The following is a 24,564-nucleotide window of genomic DNA, read 5'->3' as shown; positions in this document are numbered from 1 at the left end:
GAAGGGGCATTACCCAATAGGCTGATACACGTGCCTGAATTCAAAATGGTCTCGGATTTCGCCCCCGCGGGAGACCAACCCAAAGCCATAGCCGAACTCTCTGAAGGGCTCAACGTAGGCCACCGCTTCCAAACCTTGGTGGGCATTACCGGTAGTGGTAAAAGTGCCACCATTGCTTGGACCATTGAACAAGTGCAGCGCCCCACCCTGGTCATCGCCCACAACAAGGCCCTGGCTGCCCAGCTGGCCAGTGAGTTCAAAGAGTTCTTCCCCGAAAACCGGGTGGAGTATTTCGTTAGCTACTACGACTACTACCAGCCCGAGGCCTACATTGCCTCTAGCGACACCTACATCGAAAAAGACTCGTCGGTCAACGACGAAATCGACCGGCTCCGTCATTCCACCACCTCGGCCCTCTTGACGCGGCGCGACGTGATTGTGGTGGCCTCGGTCTCTTGCATTTACGGTTTGGGTTCACCGGTTGAATACTTAGAGCAGCTGTTGGTGGTGCGGGTAGGCGAAGAACACGATCAGCGCGACGTGTTGCACCGTTTAGTTTCCATGCAATATGAACGCAACGACATGAACCTGGTGCGCGGCAAGTTTCGGGTGCGGGGCGACACCCTAGAAATTCACCCTGCCTACCAAGAAACCCTGCTCCGTATAGAGTTTTTCGGTGACGAAATCGAATCGTTGTACGAGGTTGACCCGCTAACAGGGGAGCGGGTGCGCACCCTGGAAGAAGCTTATGTTTTCCCGGCCACCCACTACGTAGCGGGTGACGAACGCCTACAGGCCGCCATTGGTCGCATTGAAGACGAGCTACAAAAACGTTTGGCGCAGTTCGAATCGGAAGGCAAGCTGCTAGAAGCCCAACGCTTACGTATGCGCACCCAATATGACCTAGAGATGATTCAAGAGCTGGGTTATTGCAACGGTATTGAGAACTATTCGGCTCCCATTGATGGCCGTTCACCGGGCGAACCGCCCTACACCCTGCTTGATTTCTTTCCCGACGACTTCTTAGTAGTGCTCGATGAGAGCCACGTAACCCTGCCCCAGCTACACGGCCAATACGAAGGCGACCACAGCCGTAAACTGAACCTGATCGACCACGGTTTTCGTTTACCTTCCGCCGCTGACAACCGGCCGTTACGTTTCGAAGAGTTCCTAGAACGGGTAGGTCAGGGCATTTTCTTATCCGCCACCCCCGGGCCCTGGGAACTGGAACATTCGACCCAAATCGTGGAACAAATTGTGCGCCCAACCGGTTTGGTTGACCCCCAAGTGGTGGTGAAACCGACCGAAGGCCAAATCGATGACCTAATCGACAACATTAAAGACACCGCCGCCAAAGGTGAACGGGTGCTGGTTACCACGCTCACCAAAAAAATGGCGGAAGACTTAAGCGACTACTTGTTAGAGCTTGGGGTGCGGGTGCGTTATTTGCACTCGGAAATCGACACTTTGGAACGCATTGAGATTCTACGTGATCTGCGCTTAGGCGAATTCGACGTGTTGGTGGGCATCAACTTGCTGCGTGAAGGCCTCGACCTGCCCGAAGTTTCACTCGTAGCCATATTAGATGCCGACAAAGAAGGCTTTCTGCGCTCGCAAACTTCGCTTATTCAAACCATGGGTCGAGCCGCACGAAACGTGGAAGGCCGGGTCATTATGTACGCCGATGTGATAACCGGCTCCATGGAACGTGCCATTGAAGAAACCAATCGTCGACGCGAGCTACAAGTGGCGTACAACGAAGAACACGGCATTAACCCTCAAACCGTGCGCAAAGCAGTAACCGATATACTGGCGTACCTGCGTCCGGGAGAATCGGCCCCAGTGCCCGACAGCGAACGCCGCAAACGTCGCCCCGGCGAAGAAGAACGCATCCGTCAAGAAGTACAAGACCTGCCGCACGAAGAACTAGAACGGCTAATTAGCACCCTAGAAGAAGAAATGGCCGAAGCTTCGGCCGAGCTGCGTTTTGAATATGCGGCGCGACTTCGAGACGAAATTAAAGACCTAAAACGAGAACTGCGCGAAATTTTCTGAAGCGCACCCCCACCCACGCCAAAGACATCAGCACGGAAGAGTAATGTCACCCAGCCAAATTCAGCCACCCACCGAACTTAGCGACTTTGAATGTCCCCGCTGCCACAACCAGGTGTCAGAACGACTGTATGGACCCTGTAGCTCGTGTCGCACCGAGTTGCGGGCGTTGCTTGGCGGTGAACAAAGTGAGCTAGTGACCGAAGACTACATTCCCAAAATGAACGTCACTCCTAACGCTGTGGCCCTAAAGGAGTAGCGTGATTGATTCCATCGTTATTCGGGGGGCACGTGAAAATAATCTGCGCAACGTTTCTTTAGAGCTGCCCCGCAACAAGCTGATTGTGTTCACCGGGCTGTCGGGCTCGGGTAAATCGTCATTGGCGTTCGACACTATTTATGCCGAGGGTCAACGCCGCTACGTGGAATCGCTCTCTTCCTATGCCCGGCAGTTTTTGGGGCAGATGGACAAACCCGACGTCGATTTTATCGAGGGTCTTTCACCGGCCATTTCAATTGACCAAAAGAGTGCTTCTCGCAACCCTCGCTCCACGGTGGGCACCATTACCGAGGTCTACGACTATCTGCGACTGTTGTATGCCCGCATTGGCGTTCCGCACTGCCCGATAGATGGCACCCCCATTGCCCGCCAAACACCACAACAAATAGTTGACCGTATTTTGGCGCTCCCCGAAGGCACCCGATTTCAGGTGCTGGCCCCAGTAGTTCGAGGGCGTAAAGGCACCTATGAAACCTTGATGGCTGATTTGGCAAGCCAAGGTTTTGCCCGTGCCCGGGTGAACGGTGTGGTGCATGAGCTAGGTGAACCGATTGAACTGGCCCGCTACGAACAGCACACCATCGAGGTCATTGTGGACCGGTTGGTGCTACGTGAAGGCATTGAACGACGTTTAACCGACTCGTTAGAAACCGCGCTGCGGCTGGCTGATGGGGTAGCCGAGGTTAATATCGTGCCCCGCGACGAAGAAGTCGAGGAAGAAACCCTAACCTTTAGTCAACATTTAGCCTGTCCCACCTGCGGGTTGAGCTTCGAAGAGTTGGCACCACGCAACTTCTCGTTCAACTCGCCCTATGGTGCCTGCGAACATTGTGACGGGTTGGGTACTCGCTTCGAGGTTGACTCAGAACTAGTGGTTCCTAACCCCGATCTTTCACTAGGAGAAGGGGCAATTGCACCTTTTGCTGGTGGGCGGACCCCGTATTTCAAACGTCTAATTGAAGCGGTCGCGCATGACAACGAAATACCCACCGACGTGTCCTTTAGCGAGCTGTCTAAAGCTCAACAAAAGCTAATGCTGTATGGGGCTAAAGGTAAGGTTCACGTTAGCTACAAGAACCGCTACGGCCGCCAACGCAGCTACGAAGCCCGTTACGAAGGTGCTGTTCCATACCTGCAGCGTCGCCATTCCGAAGCCGAGTCAGATCATCAGCGGGAACATATTGAGGGCTACATGCGTGAGGTGCCCTGCCCAGAATGTGGCGGTGCCCGGCTAAAGCCATTGTCGCTGGCGGTGACGATCGATGGTCATAGCATCAACGAAATATCGGTGATGTCGATTGGGGAAGCCGCCAAAGTTCTAAACGAATTGAACCTAAGTGAACGTGATCGCATGATCGCCGAGCGGGTAGTTAAAGAAATTAACGCTCGCATGGGTTTCTTGTTAGACGTAGGCCTTGACTACCTGTCGCTGCACCGCTCGGCCGCCACTTTGGCAGGCGGCGAGGCACAACGAATTCGTTTGGCTTCCCAAATTGGATCGTCGCTGGTGGGCGTGCTGTATGTGCTTGATGAGCCCTCAATTGGGCTGCACCAACGTGACAACCACCGGTTGATTGAAACCCTGGTGCGCCTGCGTGACTTGGGCAACACCGTGTTAGTGGTGGAACACGATGAAGACACAGTGCGGGTAGCCGACTATGTGGTTGATGTGGGCCCTGGTGCTGGTGAGCACGGGGGAGCGGTGGTTTACGCCGGTGGCGTGAAAGGCCTGCTGCGTTCCAAAGAATCGCTGACCGGCCAGTATTTAGCAGGCAAAAAAATAATTCCGGTGCCCGAAGTGCGACGGGAGCCGAACAAGAATTGGATCACCATTAAAGGTGCCCGTGAACACAACCTTAAGAACGTTGATGTCGATATTCCGCTGGGTTGTTTTGTGGCCGTGACCGGGGTTTCGGGCTCGGGTAAATCAACGTTGGTCAACGATATTTTATATCGGGCACTAATGCAGCGAATCTACAAGAGCCGCACCCCGCCTGGTTTGCACAAGTCGGTGGAAGGCATTGAGCACCTCGACAAAGTGATCAACATCGACCAGTCACCAATTGGGCGCACGCCGCGTTCAAACCCGGCCACCTACACCGGTGTCTTCGACCACGTCCGCAAGCTTTTTGCCCAAACCCAAGAAGCCAAGGTACGCGGTTACATGCCGGGCCGCTTCTCGTTCAACGTGTCGGGTGGGCGCTGTGAAGCTTGTTCGGGTGATGGCACCATCAAGATTGAGATGCACTTTTTGCCTGATGTTTATGTGCCCTGTGAAGTGTGTAAGGGCAAGCGTTACAACCGTGACACCTTAGACATCACCTTCAAAGACAAAAACATTTCCGATGTGCTGGAAATGTCGTGCGAAGAAGCTCTCGAGTTCTTCTCCAACCAGCCTGCCATTGCCCGTCACATGCAAACCATTGTTGACGTGGGTCTGGGCTATATACGATTAGGCCAGCCCGCCACCACGCTATCGGGTGGGGAAGCGCAACGGGTGAAACTAGCCAGTGAACTGGCCAAACGCTCCACTGGCCATACCATTTATATTTTGGATGAACCAACCACCGGTCTTCATTTTGAAGACATCCGCCGGCTGCTAACCGTGCTTAGCCGCTTGGTGGATGCGGGCAACACGGTTTTGGTGATTGAACACAACCTCGACGTGATTAAAACGGCTGACTGGTTGATTGACCTTGGGCCCGAAGGTGGCAGCGGTGGCGGCACTATTGTGGTGGAAGGGACCCCTGAGCTGGTGGCCAAGACTCCGCAGAGCCACACTGGGCGTTTCTTGGGTCCCATGCTTTCCGCCTAAAGGCTCGTACCGGCCCCATACCCGTCGCTCCTTCGTTAAAGTCGACGCTTTCCGCCTAAAAATAAGTTGGGCCCCGCCGATAACCGGCCAGGGCCCAACTTCGTAGTAATTAGGTCGTAGTGCTTAAGTTGTAGTACCTAGGTGAGGGCCAACATACGCTCAAGGGCCACCTTGGCCCAATGCGCAGTTTCATCGTCCACCTTGATCACATTCGGGGTGCGGCCATCGACCAATGCTTCCAGAATCCAAGCCAAATGCGGGCCATCAATGCGGAACATGGTGGAGCACGGACAAACCAGAGGATCAAGCGAAACGATGTGCTTGTCGGGGGTCTCATTCGCCACCCGGTTCACCAGGTGAATTTCGGTACCAATGGCAATATGCGAACCCGCCGGTGCTTCTTGCACAGCGTTGATGATGTAGCTGGTGGAACCAACCTGATCGGCAATCGAGCAGACCTCGTGCGAACATTCTGGATGCGCGATCACAATACCATCGGGGTGCTCAGCACGAAACGCCGCCACATGATCGGCAGTGAAACGCTGGTGCACCGAGCAGTGCCCCTTCCACAACAAGAAAGTGGCTTCTTTAAGGTCGGCTTCTTCCAGTCCACCCATATCTTTACGAGGGTCCCAAATCCGCATGTCGGCTTCGGTGTAACCCATGGCATAGCCAGTGTTTCGACCCAGATGTTGGTCGGGGAAGAAAAGTACCTGGTCGCCCTGGGTGAAAGCCCATTCCAACACGGCCCTAGCGTTAGTAGAGGTGCAAACGGCACCACCATGTTCGCCCACAAAGGCCTTGATGGCGGCCGAAGAGTTCATGTAAGTAATCGGCACCACACGATTGATGTCGACCACGTCTTCAAGGGTTTCCCAAGCCTCGGTAACCCCATCGATGTCGGCCATGTCGGCCATGGAACAGCCAGCGTTCAAGTCGGGCAGAATAACGGTTTGGCGTTCGCTAGTAAGAATGTCAGCCGATTCCGCCATGAAGTGCACACCGCAAAAAACGATGTATTCAGCTTGGGTTCGTTCTTTCGCCAACACCGAGAGACCAAAAGAATCGCCTCTAGCGTCAGCCCATTTCATAACCTCGTCACGTTGATAGTGATGGCCCAAAATAAAGAGCCGTTCGCCAAGCGTTTCTTTAGCCTCGCTAATCCATCGCTCTAGGGTTTCAGGGTCCGCGTCTAGATAGCGGTCCGGCAGACGTGATTGTAGTCGCAGCATTTTTGGGGAAACCTTCCCATCTGGAGCTCCGCTTAAGACCGGTGGGGACAGCCTGGTCGCCACTCCACGGGGATGTCGGTCACGGAACTGATTTGCCGGATACCAGGCCGGCTCAAGTGTGATTGTAGCCACATATTCATAGCGAGTGGTAGATCATTTGGTGGGGAAATTGCAGGTTTCATTAGCCTTGGGGGTGTGGTTGAGCGTCCGCCGGCTGGCACAATTCCCGATACTCCTGGTTCTTACCAGTTCAAAGACCGTGATGGTCGGGTTATTTACGTGGGTAAAGCCAAGTCGCTGCGCCAACGATTAGCCAACTATTTTCAAAGCCCCGAAAGTTTGCCGCCACGAACAGCGGCCATGGTGGCCGCCGCCGAAACGGTGGAATGGATTCAGGTTCGAAACGATGTGGAAGCACTCATGTTGGAGTTCAACCTCATCAAAGAACACCGACCCCGCTACAACGTGCGCCTGGTCGACGACAAAAGCTATCCGTTCCTAGCGGTCACCCTTGATGACCAGTGGCCCCGAGCCATGGTAATGCGGGGCACTAAACGCAAAGGGGTTCGCTATTTCGGCCCCTACGGTCATGCCTATGCCATTCGTGAAACCCTCGATTTGTTGTTGCGAACCTTTCCGATTCGCACCTGTTCTGACGCTAAGTTCCGCCGCCACGAACGCTTAGGCCGTCCTTGTCTGCTGGCCCACATTGAAAAATGTTCGGCCCCTTGTGTGAACGCGATTTCGAAGGCCGACTACGACGAACTGGTAGAACGCTTCTGCGGATTCCTAGACGGCGACACCGATGCCGTGGTGACCCAGCTTGAAACCCAAATGACCGAAGCGGCTTCCGAGCTGGAATTCGAGTTAGCCGCACGGCTACGAGACCGGTTGGGCAGTGTTCGCAAAGCCATTGAACGCCAGCAAATGGTGGCCGAACGCAACGAAGACATCGACCTCATTGGCGTTGCCGATGACGAATTAGAAGCCGCCGTGCAAGTGTTTTTTGTGCGGGGTGGGCGAGTAGTAGGCCGCAAAGGGCTCATTCTCGACAAAGTAGAAGACCTTGACGAAGCGGAATTAGTAAGTCGCATTCTGGAAGGTTTGTACTACGAGTACCCGCCTCTAGGTTTCCCCAAAACCGTGCTGGTGCCTGCTAATTCGGCCGACAACAAACTGTATGAACGCTGGCTAAGCGAGCTGCGAGGCTCGAAAGTAGCCATTCGGGTACCGCAGCGGGGCGACAAGAAAACGCTGTTGGAAACGGTGACCCACAACGCCAAAGAAGAGTTCACTCGGCACCGGTTGCGTAGGGCATCTGATCACAACAGCCGCGCTGAAGCCTTAAACGAGTTACGCAACGTGTTGGGCTTAGAAGAAGCGCCCCTACGGATTGAATGTTTCGATATGAGCCATCTTTCAGGCACCGACTATGTGGGTTCGATGGTGGTGGTGGAAGACGGTTTAGCTAAGAAGAGCGATTATCGGCGTTTCAAAGTGAAGAATGTGGACGGCAACAACGACTACGCTGCTATGGAAGAAGTGCTAACCCGGCGTTTCGAGGCCTACTTGCATGACCGTGAAAAACCGGTATCGGAACGGGGTGGTAAGTTTTCTTACCCTCCTAATCTATTGGTAATTGATGGGGGTTTAGGCCAGCTCAACGTGGCATTGCGGGTGCTGGAAGAGCTCGGTCTCGATGATGAAATTCCGGTGATCGCCCTGGCCGAAGAGTTCGACGACGTCTACTTGCCGGGTGAGGCTGATCCACTTTCAATTCCACGCCAGAGCGAAGCGCTGTATCTGTTGCAGCGCATTCGCGATGAAAGCCACCGCTTCGCCTTGGCCTATCACCGCCAACTTCGCAACAAACGCATGACCAAATCGGTGCTCGATGATGTGGCCGGTTTAGGCCCGGTGCGCAAAGCCCGTTTGGTGAAAGAACTGGGCGGGGTGAACGCTGTGAAGGCGGCCTCGCTAGAAACACTCAAAGGCGTTTCATGGTTACCCGAATCGGTTGCCGAAGCGCTCTATACCAAGCTCCATGGCCAAAGCGCCTAACATCGCCACGTGACCAGCAACAACCCCCACCCCTCAAATTCTGAGCCCAGTAGCTACCGTGACTCGGATTTTGGCCCCACCCCTGGTGAGAACAGCGACGACCCAAGCTCCGACGACGTGATTGAGCTAGTGGGCTCTTTTCGTGATGGCAGCGAACGCAGCGCCCTAGATGACGCCAAGTTGTGGGAAGAACATGCCAGCTGGTGGCAAGAAGGTTTTTCCGAAGGTGCCGATCCAGAATATGAAGAACAAATTCTACCTCTGGCCGCCGAAGGTCTACGTGGCGCGGCTTCGGTACTTGATGTGGGTTGCGGTGAAGGCCAAATTTCGCGGCTCGCTAGCCGTCTTGGGGTGCGCCAAGTAGTAGGTGTAGACCCTACCTGGGCCCAAATTGTAGAAGCTTCCCGGCGGGGTGGCGGGCCCGGCTATGTTCGCAGCGGAGCGGCACAGTTGCCCTTTGTTGACGATAGTTTTCAGGTAGCGGTGGCGTGTTTAGTGTTCGAACACATTCAACAGGTAGACGAAGCTATTGCCGAAGTCGCCCGGGTCTTGCAGCCAGGTGGAAAGTTCCTATTCTTCTTGAACCATCCGTTGCTACAAACCCCAAATAGCGGCTGGATTGACGATCAAATCATCGAACCGCCCGAACAGTATTGGCGCATCGGACCGTATCTGGTGGAAGACGAAACCATTGAAGAAGTGGAAAAGGGTGTGTTCATTCCCTTTATCCATCGGCCGCTAAGTCGCTATGTGAACGCTCTTGCCAATGCCGGATTGTTTATTACCGAGATGGTCGAGCCTTCGCCACCCCCAGGATTTTTGGCTCGGGCGGCTGAATACGATGACGCCGCTACCATCCCACGGCTGTTGTTGTTGCGCTGCCAAAAAGTAGCAGCGCAACAACACTAAGTAACTATTGAGAATTACTGGTCGAGGTAGGCCTGATGCAGATGCATTTCGCCACCTTCAGTGCCGGTACCCTTGTTTCCACTAGGCAACAGCCAGCTAGCAATGCCGTGAATGGCATCGCGGTAGCCCACCGCAGTTGGTGTAGGTGAAACCACAATTACCGGCATTTCATCCGCCAGAATCAAACCAATCTGCTCCACAGCTTCAAATCGCTCGTTGAGATCGGTGCTACTACGCAGCACATCAACCCACCGATCGATTTCTTCGCTCGTAAAGTTGGAATAGTTGGTGGCCGTTGTGGCTACCGGTCCGAACTCGTTCTTAAAAGCCGTGTAAGGGTCGAGGCTACCGGCCCCGGAACGCCAACAACTGATGTTGAAATCGCCGCGGAAAGGCGGGTCGGTATCGGGGGTGCCAATAGTACGTGACACCTGCGCCGCATAGTCGGCCTGAGCTAATGACGCATCAACACCAATTGCGCCCCACATGTTCTGGTACAGCTGGCCTGCCTGCAACAGAGCTGGGTCGGGCATGCAGCGGTATTCAACTGAAATCGGCGAGCCAACTGGTTTATTGTCGGAGCGATCAGGATCGTTTTCGTATTCTTCAATCAGCGCCCGAGCACCTTCGGTATCAGGCTCTTCGGTAATGGGATACGCCTTGGCAACCACTTCTGAATACCAAGGGCTATCGGTACTAAAGAATCCGGTTGCAGGCAGGGTTAGACCATCGTCGCCAATAACTTTCTGTACGGCCAGGGGGTCAATGGCCATGGCCAAACCAACCCGTACCCGCTTGTCGTCAAGGGGTGGCTCGAGGGTGTTTAGTACCATGGCGTGTGAAGTGTTTCCAACATGCACACTTACCTTGTAGCCGCCGTCGCTTTCTAGATCGAGCACTCGTTTCACCATCAAGCCACGCAAGGTTTGAATAACGTCGATGTCTTTGGCGGAGAGGCTTTGTACTCGGCTTTCCTCATCAGGAATCGGGCGAATAACTACCTCGTCTAAATAAGGCAGCTGGTTGCCTTCGGCGTCAACCATCCAGTAGTTGGCGTTTCGGGTCAGCACTAAACGATCGTCGCGGCGCCACTCTTTGAACTCGAAGGGGCCTGTTCCAATGGGGTTGTCACCGAAACCCTCGGGGTCAGCTTCATAGGCCGTGGGGGAAACCATCCATCCGCCACTACCACGCAAAACGTCGGGGAAAGCTGCGTTGGTTCCACTCAGGTGGAACACCACGGTTAAGTCACCGGTAGCTTCTACCGACTCTAAACCGGCACCGCGCAGCGAACCGAGTGTGGTTGAGCCTTCACGCAGCTGCAGATTTTCGTAGTTCCATTCAACCGCTTCGGCATCGAAAGGTGTGCCGTCGTGGAACTGAATGCCCGAGCGAAGCTCAAGGGTCCATTCGGTCAAATCGTCATTAGCGTCGATTGATTCGGCCAAGAAGCCTTCGAATTCACCAGCATCATTCAAGCTAACTAGTGGGTCATACAAGGCGTAGCCGGTGGTGGAACGAATGCTGCCTCCCGACGGAACAAGGGTGCTATTTTCACCTTCGGTGCCAATGGTGATAGAGCCGCCATAGCTGGCTTCGGTGGTGCCATCAGGCTCATCGTCATCACTTGGGCGTTCCTGTAGCAGGGTGGTGCTTGAACCACCGTTACCGCTGCTATTCCCGTTGTCGTCACTAGAACAAGCACTGGCAACAAGCGCCAGAGCGGCAATGAGCAACAACGCCAGACGCGATTTGCGCCATAACCTATCCATAGAACCCCCTATTAATAGATTTGTCGTCACTTAAGCTAGCAGCCACGGCCACGGGTCGTAACCTGGTTTTGCCTCGTATCTAGATTGAGTCAAACCTAGGAGAGGGAGAGACCATGAGCGAATTCATTGTGATCACAGGGCTGTCAGGGGCGGGGCGTTCCAGCGCTGGCGACCACCTTGAAGATTTGGGTTGGTTCGTGATCGACAACCTTCCACCACAGCTCATTCCAAAAGTGGCTGAACTGGCGGTAGCGCCGGGCGCAACCTTTGATCGGGTTGTTTTTGTGGCTGGAACCGGACCTGAATTCGAAGAGCTAGTACCGGTGCTTCGCCAAATTCGAGCTGGGAACTCTACCGTGCGGGTGTTGTTCTTAGAAGCTTCCACCGACGTATTGGTGCGACGCTATGAGGGTTCACGGCGGCGGCACCCATTAGGCGATGACCTGTCGTTGGCCGAAGCGGTTGAGAAAGAACGTAAACAGCTCGAATCGGTCAAAGCCAATGCTGATGTAGTGGTCGACACATCCGATTTGAACGTGCATCAGCTCAGAGACCGAATTGTCGACCTGTTCGCCCCAAGCGCTGACGGTAACGCATTGTTGCGTACCGCCATCACCTCGTTTGGGTTTAAAAACGGCCTTCCCCTAGATGTTGACATGGTGATCGACTGTCGTTTTCTGCCTAACCCATATTGGGAAAGTGAATTGAGGCCACTTTCTGGTCTCGATGAGCCGATTATCGACTATGTGATGTCGCAAGAGGCAACCGCCGACTTCCTTGATCGTTTAGACGCCCTTTTCGAGCTATTGCTGCCAGCCTTTGTGAACGAAGGCAAATCGTACCTAACAGTGGCTTTTGGCTGCACCGGAGGTCGACATCGCTCGGTGGTAATTGCCGAAGCAATGGCGGAACGATTGAGGAAGCATCACCATCACCCTATGGTCACCCATCGCGACATTGATCGCTGAAAGCTCAACTTCAACTTCAAGGTCGCTCTATACGGTGTCGGCGGCACCGGTGATAGCCAATATGCACAACCGTCTTAAGTGTCTCGGGTCACACGGTTACCTTTAGAAGATGGGCCGAATACCATCGAAACATCGGTTTCGCTCTGATTTCGGTTGGATTTCACATGCGTAATACCAACCCAGAGGGGCATTGCTGGCAAGATAGAACCTAATAGCGGCCCAGCGGCCTGAAGACTACGCATGAGGAGATCAGAATGAGCATACGTGTCGGGATCAACGGTTTCGGCCGTATCGGGCGCCACTTCTTTCGGGCAGCAAATATGAGGAACGAAGATATCGAGTTCGTAGCGGTGAACGGGTTGGGCCCTAAAGAAACGATGGCTCATTTGTTGCAGTATGACTCGATGTCAGGCCGTTTCGAAGCCAACGTAGAAGTAAACGACCAGGGGTTCCTAGTCGATGGCCACCAAGTCACCGTCCTATCTGAAAGCAACCCGAAGGATCTCCGCTGGGGCGATATAGGCGTTGATGTTGTGGTCGAAGCGACCGGGCAGTTCAACACTCGGGACGCGGCGGCGGCGCACCTAGACAGCGGGGCACCCTACGTTATCGTTTCGGCGCCAGCAGCCGGGGCCGACGCCACGTTCGTGGTTGGGGTCAACGACGATACTTTCGACCCGGCCCAACATAAGGTGATATCAAACGCCTCGTGTACGACGAACTGTTTCGTACCCATGATCAAAGTGCTAGATGACGCCTTCGGGGTAGAAAAAGGCCTGATGACAACCGTCCATGCCTACACCGGTGACCAAAACCTGGTGGACGGATCACACCGAGATCTCAGGCGAGCTAGAGCCGCGGCAATCAACATCGCACCAACTTCAACCGGGGCGGCTCGCTCTACGGGATTGGTTTTACAATCGATGGAAGGCAAGCTAGACGGCATATCGCTTCGAGTTCCGGTGGCAGCTGGTTCTATAACCGATTTCGTGGGCCACCTCAGTCGCAACGTCACGGTTGAAGAGGTGAACGAAGCGTTCCAACGAGCAGCAACAGAAGGGCCGTTGGCCGGCATCCTTGAATACTCTGAAGCACCTCTAGTTTCATCAGACATTCTGGGTTCAACCGCTTCGTGTGTATACGACGCTCCCCTCACCTTGGCGATGGACAACCTAGTAAAAATATTCGGCTGGTACGATAACGAGGTGGGCTATTCCAACCGTTTGTTAGATCTGGTCCTCATAGTCGGCTCCGCCACCCAAGGTTAGATACTCGTGGACATGCCGCAGCTGGAAGATCTGGGCGATCTTGACGGTCGCCGAGTGTTGTTGCGGGCCGACTTCAACGTGCCACTGCGCCACGGGGAGATAGTTGACGATCTACGAATTCGCGCTGCTCTGCCCACGATTCAATATCTGGTGGATCATGGTGCCAAGGTAACGGCTATTAGCCATCTGGGGCGGCCACCCGAAGCACGTTTTGATCTACGGTTCTCATTGAAACCGGTACTTGATCGCTTAACAGAACTGGCCCCCGGGGTTGAGCTAGCTGAAAACCTACGTTTTGATGCTGGGGAGAAAGCCAACGACCCTGAGTTTGTGCAGCGGTTGATCAAAGACCAAGACGTTTACGTGAACGATGCCTTTGGGGTTTCGCACCGCGCCCATGCCTCTATTGTGGGGCCACCTCAATTCTTACCTAGTGCCGCTGGGCGACTTTTAGCGCGGGAAGTAGAAGTACTGAGTGGTCTTCGTGAGCACCCGAAACGCCCATTCGTGGCGGTGCTTGGTGGGGCCAAGGTTTTCGACAAGATCGGTGTTATCGAAGCATTGATGGATGTGGTAGACACCGTGGTTATCGGCGGGGGAATGTGCTTTACATTCCTGGCGGCTCAAGGTAACTCGGTAGGGGCCTCGCTGCTGGAAGCCGACCAAATCGATAACTGCCGACGCTTATTGGAATCGGGCAAAATACACCTTCCATCTGATATCACGGCTCTTGGACCGGGTGGAAAAATTGGTGACCCGGCGGCCGGCGGTGAAGTACGCCAGGCTGGCACTTCACTACCTGAAGGCTGGATGGGTCTCGACATTGGCCCTGGAACCGCCGCTGAGTTTGGCGATGTGATAGCTGAAGCCCGCACAGTGTTTTGGAACGGGCCGATGGGAGTTTTTGAAGACCCGCGTTTTGCTGCTGGAACCCGCTCGGTGGCGCAATCGGTTGCTGACTGTCGTGGTTTCACCGTGGTCGGCGGCGGCGATTCCGCAGCGGCCGTGGCAGAATTCGGCTTAGCTAGTGAGATCGACCATATTTCTACTGGGGGAGGCGCTTCGCTCGAACTGTTAGAGCAAGGTGACCTGCCCGGGCTAAAAGCACTGAGAGGAGCTCCCAATGCGTAGCGCCCGCAAGCCGCTAATTAGTGGCAACTGGAAGATGCACCACAACCATTTCGAGGCGATTCAGACGGTTCAGAAGCTTTCCTACCGACTGGAACGTGATGATTATGAAGCGGTTGACATATCGGTGCATCCGCCGTTTACCGATATTCGTTCGATTCAGACTCTTATCCAATCGGAGAATATTCCGCTGTTGCTTGGTGCCCAGCACTGTCACTGGGAAGAAAAAGGTGCCTTCACCGGTGAAGTAGCGCCTGCCATGTTGGCCAAGTTAGATGTGACCTATGTAATTGCTGGTCACTCGGAGCGGCGCGAGCTGTTTGGCGAAACCGACGACATGGTGAACAAAAAGGTGAAAGCTATATTGGCAGCTGGCATGACACCTATTTTATGTGTCGGTGAAACCTTGGCGGAACGCGAAGCAGGCCAGGCCGAAGTGAAGGTCGCCGCCCAGGTGCGAGCCGGGTTAATGGGTGTTAGCTCAGAGGCCGTCGGTGGACTGGTTATTGCTTATGAGCCAATTTGGGCCATTGGCACCGGACGAACCGCCACGCCCGCCGATGCCCAGGCCATGTGCTCGCTGGTTCGAGTTACCGTTGCCAGCGCCGCTGGTGATGCCGCCGCTGGGGGAGTGCGAGTTCAATACGGTGGCTCGGTTAAACCCGGCAATGCTAACGAATTGATGTCGCAACCCGATATCGACGGGGCGTTGGTGGGCGGTGCCAGCCTCGACGCCGACGATTTCGCCCGGATTGTTCAATGGCGTAACGGCGCGTAACAGTATTTGTACGTTTCTAAAGCGTGTTTGCCGCCAATGTATGGGTGTAATACCTATGACTTGGCGGCAATGCTGCTAGCATCTAGCCGGTCTCGTTTTACTGCTTGGAGCTTCTGTGCCCATCCTCACCGCACTGATAACTGTTGTTCACGTTCTGGTTAGCTTGTTGCTAGTCGTGCTAATTCTGCTGCACAGCGGTAAAGGCGGCGGCCTCTCCGACATGTTCGGCGGTGGCATCGGCGCATCGGCTGCTGGTTCAACCGTGATGGAAAAGAACCTTGACCGTATGACGGTATTTGCTGCCATAATTTTTGGCATGAGCACTTTCGGTTTGGCACTAGTTATCAACTAGTTTACGCCTGACAAACCGTACCCCCGAGGTATCGCGTTAGGCCACAAAAAGCTTTCTTCAGCTGGTGATTCACGCTGAATGAGCGGCGTAGAAGCCTGATTTTAACCGGTATTGAATTCAGTTAAATTAAGGCCTCACTACATCGTATCCCGCCCTGATCGACAACCTCCAAAAAATATTTCTAGTGAAAACGTGAAATATTGGTGGTATGGTGCCGGCAGTTTGGTAATTCGTCGGATTGCTACCGATGACCATCCAGTCTTGGCCACCGTGTAGCTCAGGGGGGGAGTACCTTTGAACACGCAAGGCTTGGTCTTGGTTACCTTTGCCATTATCGCAATGGCTATTGTGGCGCTTTTCGTAGTCGTGGCGTTGACCTCACGCGGTCCCACTCAACGCCTCGATGAGGTTTCAACCAAAGGTTACGCTCTTCGACGCTGGTGGTTTGCTATTCTTTCCACCACCTTAATATTGGCATTTCTCATCATGATCCCGTTCTACCCATACGGGCGGTCAAAGTCATCAGCAAATGAGAATGCAATTCACTACAACATCATCGCGCGACAGTATTTATTTGAAGGTTTACCACCGCAAATTCCGGTCGACACGCCGATAATCTTCGAGGTTTATGCGGCAGACGTGAACCACGGCTTCGCTATTTATAACCCCGACAACCAATTAATCGGTCAAGTTCAAGCCATGCCTAGTTACCGCAATGAGCTAGTAATGACCTTCACCGAAGTAGGGCAATATAGCGTTCGATGCTTGGAGTTCTGCGGGATCGGGCACCACCTAATGGGCGGCTCGTTCACGGTGGGTGAAGGAAATGACTGAAACCATTAGTGCTCATAGCCGCCAATTTGATTCCTCCGATGGTAGACGAGTCATGGCTGTCTATATAGCTACTGGTCTATCGGTGGCTTTTTTGCTGATGCTGGTGGGATTAACCATGCGCATCACGCAAGCTGGCTGGATCAGCCTTGATCCTGAAATATTTTATTCTTTACTTACCTTGCACGGGGCGGGAATGGTGGTGTCGCTGCTTCTATGCGGCATGGGTGGAATTTGGTACCTCGTTCGGCGCGAGGTCGACATGGACATTCGTTTAGCCTGGTGGGCTTTTGGACTAATTGTGGCTGGGGTAGCAATGGTGATTGCGGCCACCGTTGTCGGAAAGTTCGGGGCCGCATGGACTTTTTTGTATCCGCTGCCGTTTTACAACCCCACTTGGCCTAACTGGTCGATCGGCTCTTTCCTAATCGGTATTATGGTTATCACCGCTGGATGGACGGTTTGGTCGCTACAGATATTAAAAGCCGTCATCCGCCGCTCAGGTAGCCTTCGCGATGCCTTGGGCTGGGACATGGTGTTTCACGCAAAGCAGTTCAAGGCCGCAGGACGTGAACCTTTACCGGCTCAGATGCTACCGGCCATCGTTATTTCTGTTGACGGTATGGTTATGTCGGCTGGCGGCATGGTTATTGGCGTGGCCTTAATCGTTCACTGGATAAACCCCGCTATTCCCTTAGATACTATATGGGCAAAAAACCTTACCTATTTCTTTGGTCATAGCATTGCCAATTTTATTATCTACATGCTTCTAGCGTTTGTATATGTAGGACTACCGCGTTATACAAATCGAAAATGGAACACCAACGCGGTGTTTGTAGTGGCTTGGTGGGGGACCATGATTTTTGTTCTCACCGCCTATTTCCACCACATGTACTTGGATTATGCACAGCCATTGATTCTGCAATACTCCGGTCAGGTATTCTCGTACATGTCAGCGGTGCCGGTGTCGGTAGTAACGGTTTACGGCGGATTAATGCTCATTTGGCGAGCTAAAGTCCGCTGGTCGGTTGGATCGATATTTATGTATGCCGGTATGGCCGGTTGGATCATTGGCGGGGCAGGAGCACTATTAGATGCCAGTGTTCCCTTTAACGTTCATCTGCATAACACACTGTGGGTGCCGGGGCATTTCCACAATTATTTGTTAGGTTCATGCCTCTATTTCGCCTTGGGATGGGTGTTCCTACAGGCCGAAGAGCGACACCATCAACGCTCTAGCCCGGCCATGCGCTGGTTGATAGGCGTGATGGTATTTGGTGGTACCGCACTGTTCTTGACCGGGTTTTATGTAAGTGGGGCCGAAGGTGTTCCACGCCGGTACATGGTGCAGCCCGACCCAGGCCAAGGTTTATCAGCTTTAGCGTCCGTGGGGGCCATTGTGTTGCTGGGCGGCTTGTTGGTCTGTCTTTATGAAGGCGCTCGGTTGTGGAGAAACCAAAGTCAAGATGGCTTGGCTGGGCTCGTCAATGCCGGTTCTGCTGACGGAGCCGGTTCGGCTAACGGTTCACCTGTTTCAACCTTGGAGGCACCGTGAATTCCTCTACCGTAAGTCGCTCGACCGCTTCTCGCCGGTCAGCATCGCGCCGACACACCTACATAATTTTGGTTGTTGGCCTGCTCTTTGTGCTCCAGGGCGTATTCCTTGTCGGTCTTCCACCGCCGGAAACCAGCATTCACGACCACCACATTGAACATCTGTTTTATATGGTCGGAGGTGCGCTGTGGGGAGTGGGGCTGGCGCAATTACTCTTGGGGGACAAAGACCAAATGCCCCGCGACGAAACAGGCCGGCCCCGCATTGGTCACTCAGCGTGGTTAATAGCCGCTATCTTGGCGCCAGCTGCGGTTATGTTTCTTATGTGGCCTTCGATGTATGAATACATTGAAGCACGCCCGTGGATACATGCATGGGTGCATCTTTGGTATGTCATTTTAAGCGTGGTGACCACCTTTGCGGGCTATATGTTTTCAAAGTCAGCAGGCTGGGTGCTGAGCGCGGTGGTGGGCGTGATGGCGTGGGCAGCAGCTTTTGGGTTCGGCGTCGAAAACCGACACGTACACTTGCCCACCCCAGAAGCAGCGCCCATGGTAAACGGCCAGGTGGATGGTGCCGCCGTCTACCAGAACTGTGCATCATGCCATCAACCTAATGGTGAAGGTTTGCCAGGCTCATTTCCACCTTTGGCCGGACACCTATCCGATCTGTTAGGCCATGAAGGTGGCGCGAACTACGTGGCCAATGTGCTGGTTTATGGTCTACAAGGTTCAATCGAGGTGAACGGAGATTCATACAACGGGGTCATGCCGAGCTGGGGGCATCTCAGTGATGCAGAGTTGGCGGCCGTGGTTGACTATGTGGTGACAAGCTGGGGTGGCGATACACCGGCTGGGAAAGCATCGCTTTCTGCAGCGCAGATTGAAGAGGTACGCGGTCAAAATCGGTCTGCGGATGACGTGCATCGGTTGCGTGAAAAACTAGGCTGAACTCGGTTGGATTTTCGGGCCGCAGTTTCCTTGACAGCCACTTTCACATCTCTGTGTGACGGCGCTATGCTAAACGTTCTTGCCTCGACGAGGTAGGCCACGTCGGAGTGGCGGAATCGGTAGACGCGCTAGCTTGAGGGGCTAGTGTCCGAAAGGACGTGGGGGTTCAAGTCCCCCCTCCGACACCACGTGACCAGCGCGAAAGTGCTGGTCATCGCTGGTTTTGGGTAGGGGTTCTGGTGGCGTAAAAGGGTATTTGTCCGCGATTTGTCAGCACTTGTCAGAATACGGGGTGTGTTGTCCCGGTCGGTGGGTGACAGTGGCTCTGGTATCTGGCTGACGGTTTGGTTTCATCGGCGAGCGCCGCCGCGTCCGATTCCTCGATTAACCCGTGGAGCCGGTCTGTGAGGCGCATCGGCCAGTAGCATCGTCTACTTCGGAGCGCCGTCGGGCGTGATGAGATTCCTGGCGGACTGCGGTTCGAGTTCAGCACCTCGACGGATCTGATTGGGGTAGCCGAGTTGGTTGAAGCTGAGCGTGACTGCTGTTTGTTCTTCTCGTTAGCGCTCACGGTCGATTCCGGCGGGATATCGCTTGAGGTCACCGCGCCACCTGAAGGTGCGTCGATGTCGGCCACGGTGTTCGGGGAGGCGTTGTTAACGTGGGAAGCCTCGTGAGTGACGGTGAGGCTGTGGTGGTCGGGTGACGCGGTGGCAGGTGCCCGTGGTGCTCGGCGCTGTCGCCATCGGTCTTACTCTTGGACTGACCACTGAGATCGGAGACCACGCGGAGCGCCTGGTTGTTCCCTCGTTGGTGGGGCTGCTGGCCCTCACGTTCGCTGGTATCCACTCGGGTGCGTTCGCGGAAGCGATCCGCCCGCATCCACGGACGGCGTGGGTGAGTTTGGTCATCAACTTTGTATGGGTGCCGCTGTTTGCTGGTGGGCTCGGTTGGATGTTCCTCGTCAACGACCCGGATCTGCGTATCGGGCTGGTCATGTTGTTGGTAACACCGTGCACCGATTGGTATCTGGTGTTCATCGCTACGGCACGGGGCAACGTCGCACTCGGTGCCGCCTTATTGCCGGTGAACCTGATCCTGCAACTCGCCCTGTTGCCGTTGTTCGTCGTCGCCCTCACCGGCACCGCAGCCGATATTCCCGTCGGCGACCTGTTAGTCAGCGTCGCGGTCGTCCTCGGCATCCCCCTCACGGTCGCCGTCGGCCTCCGCCTGGCGGCGGCGTGGACAGGGAGGGGCGAACGCCTCAATGCGCTCCTCGACCACTCCGAGCCGGTCGGTCTGGCCCTGCTCGCCGTGGCTGTCATCGCGATCTTCGCTACGCATGCTCAGCTGGTCATCGACGAACCGGACGCGCTTTTGCGGCTGCTGGTGCCGCTGCTCGTGTTCTTTGCCGTGGCCTACGGGATCGCCAACGCGATATCGACGTGGCTTGGTCTCGCACCCGCCGAGCGGGTCACCCTCACAATGACGACGATGGCCCGTAACTCGCCCATCGCGCTCGCCATTGCCACCGCGGCGTTCCCCGACCAGCCCCTAATCGCTGTGGCCCTTGTTGTCGGCCCGCTTCTCGAGCTGCCTGTGCTTTCCGGGGCAGCTCACCTCCTCACGCGAGAAGTCGGGTCTCGAATCGTCCGGTGATGCCGTCTGGGTTCTAGTTGGGGATGGCGGCGGGTTCGGTGAGTGGTCCGGCGGCTCTGAACCCGGCACAGCGGTTAACCCGTCAGCGGTTGCGGTCATGGCCTAGGTCGGCATCGACATTGCTCAGGAGTTCCCCAAGCCATGGACTTCCGGGATCGTCCAGGCCGCGGACGTCGTCGTGACCATGGGCTGTGGCCCGTACTTCCCTGGGACCCGGTATGAGGACTGGGAGCTCGAAGACCCCGCCGGCCAAGGCGTCGACGCCTTGGCCGGCCCATCCGCGACGACATCGAGCAGCCCGTCCGTGCACTGCTTGCCAGCCTCGATGTTGAGTTCACTCGTTGACCGAGGCAGCCCGCGTCACCCGCCTGCAAGGAGCCATCCTGGGCGCGACCTATGGACCTGACCACCACTTCGAGTCGATCGCTCGACCCCCACTGAAGTCCACCGACCGGTGGTCGGCCGACGTGGACCCGGACGTGCCCGAGCGGAATGCTCAAGGCTCGAGGGTGTGTTTCAGAGGCGTGTCGCAGTGACGCGTTCGCTGGCTGGCTGGATCTGGCGGACGTGTTCGATTAGTCGGCACTGGCCAGGCCCAGGGTCGGGCAGCTGGTCGGCGATGGCGTCGAGGGTGACGAGTTCGTTGCGGAGTCGGCCGAGCTCGGCAATGCGCTCGTCGATGTCGTCGACCTGCTGGCGGAGAAGATCGCGCACGTAGCTGCAGGGTTGTTGGCCTCGGTCCCGCACAGCGAGGATCTCGCGGATCTCATCGAGGGTGATGCCAAGGCCCTGCGCGGTCCTTATGAAGGTGAGCAGCTCACCGGCCCGTTCGTCGTAGTCCCGGTAGCCGGACGGAGTCCGCGCTGGTTCTGGGAGAAGCCCGATGCTCTCGTAGTAGCGGATGGTCCTGGGGTTCAGGCCGAGCTGGTTGGCCAGTTCTCCAATACGCACGCACACACCTCCAACATTCCTTCTGGCTAGAAGGATAGCTCGGCCGATGCTCAGCTGATCCGGCCTTCTCAAGAAGCGTGTTCTGCGACGCTGGCGCCTTCGAGGTTTCCCTTGACCTTCTAGTCAGATGGAAGGTCTACGGTGCATGCGGAACCACAGATCGACAGGAGTATCCCCCTATGAGCCGTCTTCAAATCACCGTGACTGGCATGAGCTGTACCGGCTGCGAGTCCCGCATCGCCACCTCGCTCAGCCGCCTCGACGGCGTCCGCAAGGTGGATGCCGATCACCGCAGTGGCAGCGTCGTCGTCGACCACGACCCCGCCGAGGCGCCAGAACAGGTGATCCGCCAGCGCCTCAGCGACGCTGGCTACGAGATCCAGGAGTCCCAGCCCCAATGACGACGACCGCATCCGAAACCGAGGCGCTGTGGTTGGAGGAGCCGAGTCACCTGGAGGGCCATGCTCGGATCCGGGCACGGATCGCCGGGCTCCACTGCTCGTTGTGCACCGGAACGATCGAGAAGGCCCTCGGCCGCCAGCCGGGCGTCGAGAAGGTGGCGGTGAGCCTCACCCACGAGCAGGCCCTGGTCGATTACGACCCGAGCCTGGTCCGTCCCGAGGACATCCTGACCACGCTGCGCGACATTGGCTATGACCTCTACGACCCCCGCAAGCTGCGCCCGTTCGAGGAGGAAGAGGCCGACCTCGTCCGCGAAGGCAAACGCCTCCTAGTGGCCGTGGGTGCCAGTCTGACCGCCATCGCGCTCATCGCCAACGTCACCGGCATCTGGTCGGTGCTCGTGCCGCTGTCGGTGTTCGCCCTGATGGTGCCGGTCGCCTACGCCATTCTGCGCCCGGCCGGTCCTGTCCCGGCTGCTGCTGGCGCGCTGGCGCTGATGGGGCCTGCCGCGGCGGCGGTAGCGGGGCGCGCCTCCGGGGTCATCGACGAGTCGGCCGCGGGGTGGATCACGGGCGGGCTGGCGCTGTTCGTCGTCTTCGGCGTGGCGCTGCACATCTTGCGCATGGCGTATCAGTCGGCCCGGCCACGCATCCTCAACCAGCACGTGCTCCTGGAGGTCGGCGCCTTCGCCGGTATGGCCGGCGGGGTCATCGGCCTGACCGGCGTGCTGGATGACTACCCGACCGCGCCGTTCTTCGCTGTGACCGTCCTCGTCGCGAACTACCACATCTTCTCGGAGTGGCTGTCGCTGCTGGTCAAGACCCGCTCCAGCCAAGCGGTCAGGAAGCTTCTCAACCTCCAGCCCGACACGGCCCGGGTCGTGGGCGGCGGTATCGAGCGGGACGTCCCCATCGATCAGGTCCAAGTCGGTGATCTGGTGCGGGTGCGCCCCGGCGAGCGCATCCCCGTCGACGGGCGGGTTGAAAGAGGCCATTCCGCCGTCGACCTGTCCCTGGTCACTGGTGAGCCCGTGCCGGTGGACCGCTCAGTCAACGACGAGGTCATCGGCGGTTCCATCAACGGCGACGGCACCCTGCTGGTCGAGGTCGCCCGGGTCGGTGCAGACAGCTTCTTGGCCCAGGTCGTCCGCCACGTCGAGGACGCCCGGGCTCTCAAGCCCGGCATCTTGCACCTCGTCGACCGGGTGCTCCGGGTTTACACCCCCACCGTGCTATTGGTGGCGGCGGGCGCCCTGGTGGTCTGGCTCATCGCCACGGTCTTGCTCGACGGTGAGCCGGACGTGCGCCGTGCCGTGTTCGCCGGGATCTCGGTGCTGGTCATGGGCTATCCATGTGCAGTCGGCATCGCCGCTCCGCTCGCTATCGTGCGAGGCGCCGGCGAAGCCGCCGACCGCGGCATCATTATGCGCACCGGCGAGGCCTTCCAGACCTTCGGCCAGGTACGTACGGTCCTTCTCGACAAGACCGGGACTATCACTGAGGGCCGCCCCGCGGTGCTCGAGATCATCCCCATCGGGGACGGCATCACCGAAGACGACTTGCTCGCTCTCTCGGCGGCCGCCGAGAGCCACTCGCAGCACCCTCTGGCCCGGGCTGTCATCGACGCCGCCGCATCCCGCGGCCTCGCCGTGGCCGACCCCGACGACTTCGTCTCGGTCACCGGCTTCGGCGTCGAAGCACGGGTCGGGACCCGCCATGTGCTGGTCGGCCGACCCAAGTTCCTCATCGACCGCGGCGTGCCCGCGGACCATCTCGCCAAATCGGTGGAGGCGCTGGAGGCAGCGGGCCGCACCGTGGCGGCGGTCGCCGTGGACGGGACGCTGGTCGGCGTCATGGGACTCGGCAACGAGTTACGCACCGACGCCCTAGACGCGGTGCGCCACATGCGGTCGGCTGGGATGCGCGTGGCGATGGTGACTGGCGATAACGAACACGCCGCCCGGGTGGTCGCCCAGCAGGTCGGCATCGACGAGGTCCACGCTGAGGTACTTCCCGATGGTAAGGCCCACATCGTCCGCCAGATCCAAGCCGACGGCACCCGGGTGGCCATGGTCGGAGACGGGATCAACGACGCGCCCGCCCTCATGCAAGCCGACGTTGGCATCGCTATGGGTGGCGGCACTGACATCGCAGTCGAGTCCGCCGACGTGATCATCCTGCGCGACGACCTATCTGCTGTCCTCACCGCCCAGCAGATCAGCCGCTCTAGCTACCGGAGGGTCCGTCAGAACGTCGCCATCGCCTTCTTGTTCAACGGGATCGGTATTCCGGCCGCCGCCACCGGGCTCGTCTACCCGGTGTGGGCGATGATCGCCATGGCTCTGTCGGTTACGACGATCTTCGTCAACTCACTCGGTGGCAAGCCGTCGTTGCTGTTCGAGGCGATCGGCAGCGTAGGTCGGACCCCCAGCGGAGAACGGTCATGACGCACCAGCGACCAGACGCGGGACTCACGACGGCTGCCAGTAAGGCGCCGGATGAGTCGAATCAACGATCGAGAAACACAGAATGGAGACCAGCCGTGGCTGACATCGTGCTAAAGGTTCGGATCTTTGGAAGGTATTTAGGCTCCCCGGGGGGC

21 protein-coding genes and 1 tRNA gene are annotated in these 24,564 nt (G+C 56.6%); 18 read left to right on the top strand and 4 right to left on the bottom strand.

What is annotated here, in order from left to right; translation table 11 throughout:
* The first annotated feature begins 45 nt into the window (after positions 1 to 45).
* Genes uvrB through uvrA form a run of 3 tightly spaced genes read left to right on the top strand, consistent with a single transcriptional unit; the run spans position 46 to position 5,147 of the window.
* Positions 46 to 2,055: an excinuclease ABC subunit UvrB gene (gene uvrB / locus WC184_02305; protein ID MFA7476712.1), complete on the top strand. Its 2,010-nt coding sequence runs from the start codon at positions 46 to 48 to the stop codon at positions 2,053 to 2,055.
* Between the two features lie 43 nt (positions 2,056 to 2,098).
* Positions 2,099 to 2,311: a hypothetical protein gene (locus WC184_02300; GenBank protein MFA7476711.1), complete on the top strand. Its 213-nt coding sequence runs from the start codon at positions 2,099 to 2,101 to the stop codon at positions 2,309 to 2,311.
* Between the two features lies 1 nt (position 2,312).
* Positions 2,313 to 5,147, top strand: a complete 2,835-nt coding sequence (gene uvrA, locus WC184_02295) for an excinuclease ABC subunit UvrA (GenBank protein ID MFA7476710.1) — start codon at positions 2,313 to 2,315, stop codon at positions 5,145 to 5,147.
* 137 nt (positions 5,148 to 5,284) lie between these two features.
* Here the strand turns inward: uvrA and nadA are convergent, their stop codons facing one another.
* Positions 5,285 to 6,511 carry a quinolinate synthase NadA gene (gene nadA, locus WC184_02290; protein MFA7476709.1) on the bottom strand — a complete coding sequence of 409 codons (1,227 nt, stop codon included), beginning with the start codon at positions 6,509 to 6,511 and terminating at the stop codon, positions 5,285 to 5,287.
* Positions 6,512 to 6,574: 63 nt separating this feature from the next.
* Here nadA and uvrC point away from each other — a divergent pair, with 63 nt between their 5' ends.
* Both uvrC and WC184_02280 read left to right on the top strand, forming a co-directional pair.
* Positions 6,575 to 8,440, top strand: coding sequence for an excinuclease ABC subunit UvrC (gene uvrC / locus WC184_02285; GenBank protein MFA7476708.1), 1,866 nt, complete (start codon positions 6,575 to 6,577; stop codon positions 8,438 to 8,440).
* Between the two features lie 9 nt (positions 8,441 to 8,449).
* Positions 8,450 to 9,349 carry a class I SAM-dependent methyltransferase gene (locus WC184_02280; protein ID MFA7476707.1) on the top strand — a complete coding sequence of 300 codons (900 nt, stop codon included), beginning with the start codon at positions 8,450 to 8,452 and terminating at the stop codon, positions 9,347 to 9,349.
* A 14-nt stretch (positions 9,350 to 9,363) separates the two neighbouring features.
* On the opposite strand, the gene WC184_02275 is transcribed toward WC184_02280, so the two are convergent.
* Positions 9,364 to 11,121: an ABC transporter substrate-binding protein gene (locus WC184_02275; GenBank protein ID MFA7476706.1), complete on the bottom strand. Its 1,758-nt coding sequence runs from the start codon at positions 11,119 to 11,121 to the stop codon at positions 9,364 to 9,366.
* 113 nt (positions 11,122 to 11,234) lie between these two features.
* On the opposite strand from WC184_02275, the gene rapZ reads away from it, so the two are divergent.
* The 11 genes from rapZ to WC184_02220 all read left to right on the top strand — a co-directional run bounded on the left by rapZ (position 11,235) and on the right by WC184_02220 (position 20,610).
* Positions 11,235 to 12,089 (top strand): RNase adapter RapZ, encoded by an 855-nt coding sequence (gene rapZ, locus WC184_02270; GenBank protein ID MFA7476705.1) that lies wholly within the window; start codon positions 11,235 to 11,237, stop codon positions 12,087 to 12,089.
* 254 nt (positions 12,090 to 12,343) lie between these two features.
* Positions 12,344 to 13,357: a type I glyceraldehyde-3-phosphate dehydrogenase gene (gene gap / locus WC184_02265; protein ID MFA7476704.1), complete on the top strand. Its 1,014-nt coding sequence runs from the start codon at positions 12,344 to 12,346 to the stop codon at positions 13,355 to 13,357.
* A gap of 12 nt (positions 13,358 to 13,369) precedes the next feature.
* Entirely contained in the window at positions 13,370 to 14,488 is a 1,119-nt protein-coding gene (locus WC184_02260; protein MFA7476703.1) for a phosphoglycerate kinase, read from the top strand.
* Entirely contained in the window at positions 14,481 to 15,263 is a 783-nt protein-coding gene (tpiA, locus tag WC184_02255) for a triose-phosphate isomerase (protein MFA7476702.1), read from the top strand. Before WC184_02260 ends, tpiA begins: the two co-directional genes overlap by 8 nt.
* 115 nt (positions 15,264 to 15,378) lie before the next feature.
* Positions 15,379 to 15,615, top strand: coding sequence for a preprotein translocase subunit SecG (secG, locus tag WC184_02250; GenBank protein MFA7476701.1), 237 nt, complete (start codon positions 15,379 to 15,381; stop codon positions 15,613 to 15,615).
* A gap of 294 nt (positions 15,616 to 15,909) precedes the next feature.
* The gene (locus WC184_02245; protein ID MFA7476700.1) at positions 15,910 to 16,449 is read left to right on the top strand and encodes a hypothetical protein; all 540 of its coding nucleotides are present in this window, start codon (positions 15,910 to 15,912) and stop codon (positions 16,447 to 16,449) included.
* Complete coding sequence (locus tag WC184_02240) at positions 16,442 to 18,001, top strand: cbb3-type cytochrome c oxidase subunit I (GenBank protein ID MFA7476699.1); 1,560 nt, start codon at positions 16,442 to 16,444, stop codon at positions 17,999 to 18,001. The genes WC184_02245 and WC184_02240 overlap by 8 nt, the downstream gene beginning before the upstream one ends.
* Positions 17,998 to 18,951, top strand: a complete 954-nt coding sequence (locus WC184_02235; GenBank protein MFA7476698.1) for a c-type cytochrome — start codon at positions 17,998 to 18,000, stop codon at positions 18,949 to 18,951. Before WC184_02240 ends, WC184_02235 begins: the two co-directional genes overlap by 4 nt.
* A 101-nt stretch (positions 18,952 to 19,052) precedes the next feature.
* Positions 19,053 to 19,139, top strand: a tRNA-Leu gene (locus WC184_02230).
* Between the two features lie 333 nt (positions 19,140 to 19,472).
* The gene (locus WC184_02225) at positions 19,473 to 19,628 is read left to right on the top strand and encodes a hypothetical protein (protein ID MFA7476697.1); all 156 of its coding nucleotides are present in this window, start codon (positions 19,473 to 19,475) and stop codon (positions 19,626 to 19,628) included.
* Positions 19,629 to 19,653: 25 nt separating this feature from the next.
* Positions 19,654 to 20,610, top strand: a complete 957-nt coding sequence (locus tag WC184_02220) for a bile acid:sodium symporter (GenBank protein MFA7476696.1) — start codon at positions 19,654 to 19,656, stop codon at positions 20,608 to 20,610.
* 82 nt (positions 20,611 to 20,692) lie between these two features.
* On the opposite strand, the gene WC184_02215 is transcribed toward WC184_02220, so the two are convergent.
* Both WC184_02215 and WC184_02210 read right to left on the bottom strand, forming a co-directional pair.
* Positions 20,693 to 20,920 (bottom strand): hypothetical protein, encoded by a 228-nt coding sequence (locus tag WC184_02215; GenBank protein MFA7476695.1) that lies wholly within the window; start codon positions 20,918 to 20,920, stop codon positions 20,693 to 20,695.
* A 206-nt stretch (positions 20,921 to 21,126) separates the two neighbouring features.
* Positions 21,127 to 21,561, bottom strand: coding sequence for a heavy metal-responsive transcriptional regulator (locus WC184_02210; protein ID MFA7476694.1), 435 nt, complete (start codon positions 21,559 to 21,561; stop codon positions 21,127 to 21,129).
* A 179-nt stretch (positions 21,562 to 21,740) separates the two neighbouring features.
* Between WC184_02210 and WC184_02205 the strand changes: the two genes are divergently transcribed.
* Entirely contained in the window at positions 21,741 to 21,962 is a 222-nt protein-coding gene (locus tag WC184_02205; protein MFA7476693.1) for a heavy-metal-associated domain-containing protein, read from the top strand.
* Positions 21,959 to 24,409: a cation-translocating P-type ATPase gene (locus WC184_02200; GenBank protein ID MFA7476692.1), complete on the top strand. Its 2,451-nt coding sequence runs from the start codon at positions 21,959 to 21,961 to the stop codon at positions 24,407 to 24,409. The genes WC184_02205 and WC184_02200 overlap by 4 nt, the downstream gene beginning before the upstream one ends.
* The last annotated feature ends 155 nt before the right edge of the window (positions 24,410 to 24,564 follow it).

Source organism: Acidimicrobiia bacterium, assembly GCA_041676705.1.
GTDB lineage: Bacteria > Actinomycetota > Acidimicrobiia > Acidimicrobiales > SKKL01 > Actinomarinicola.
This window is presented reverse-complemented; position numbering and strand designations above follow the sequence as displayed.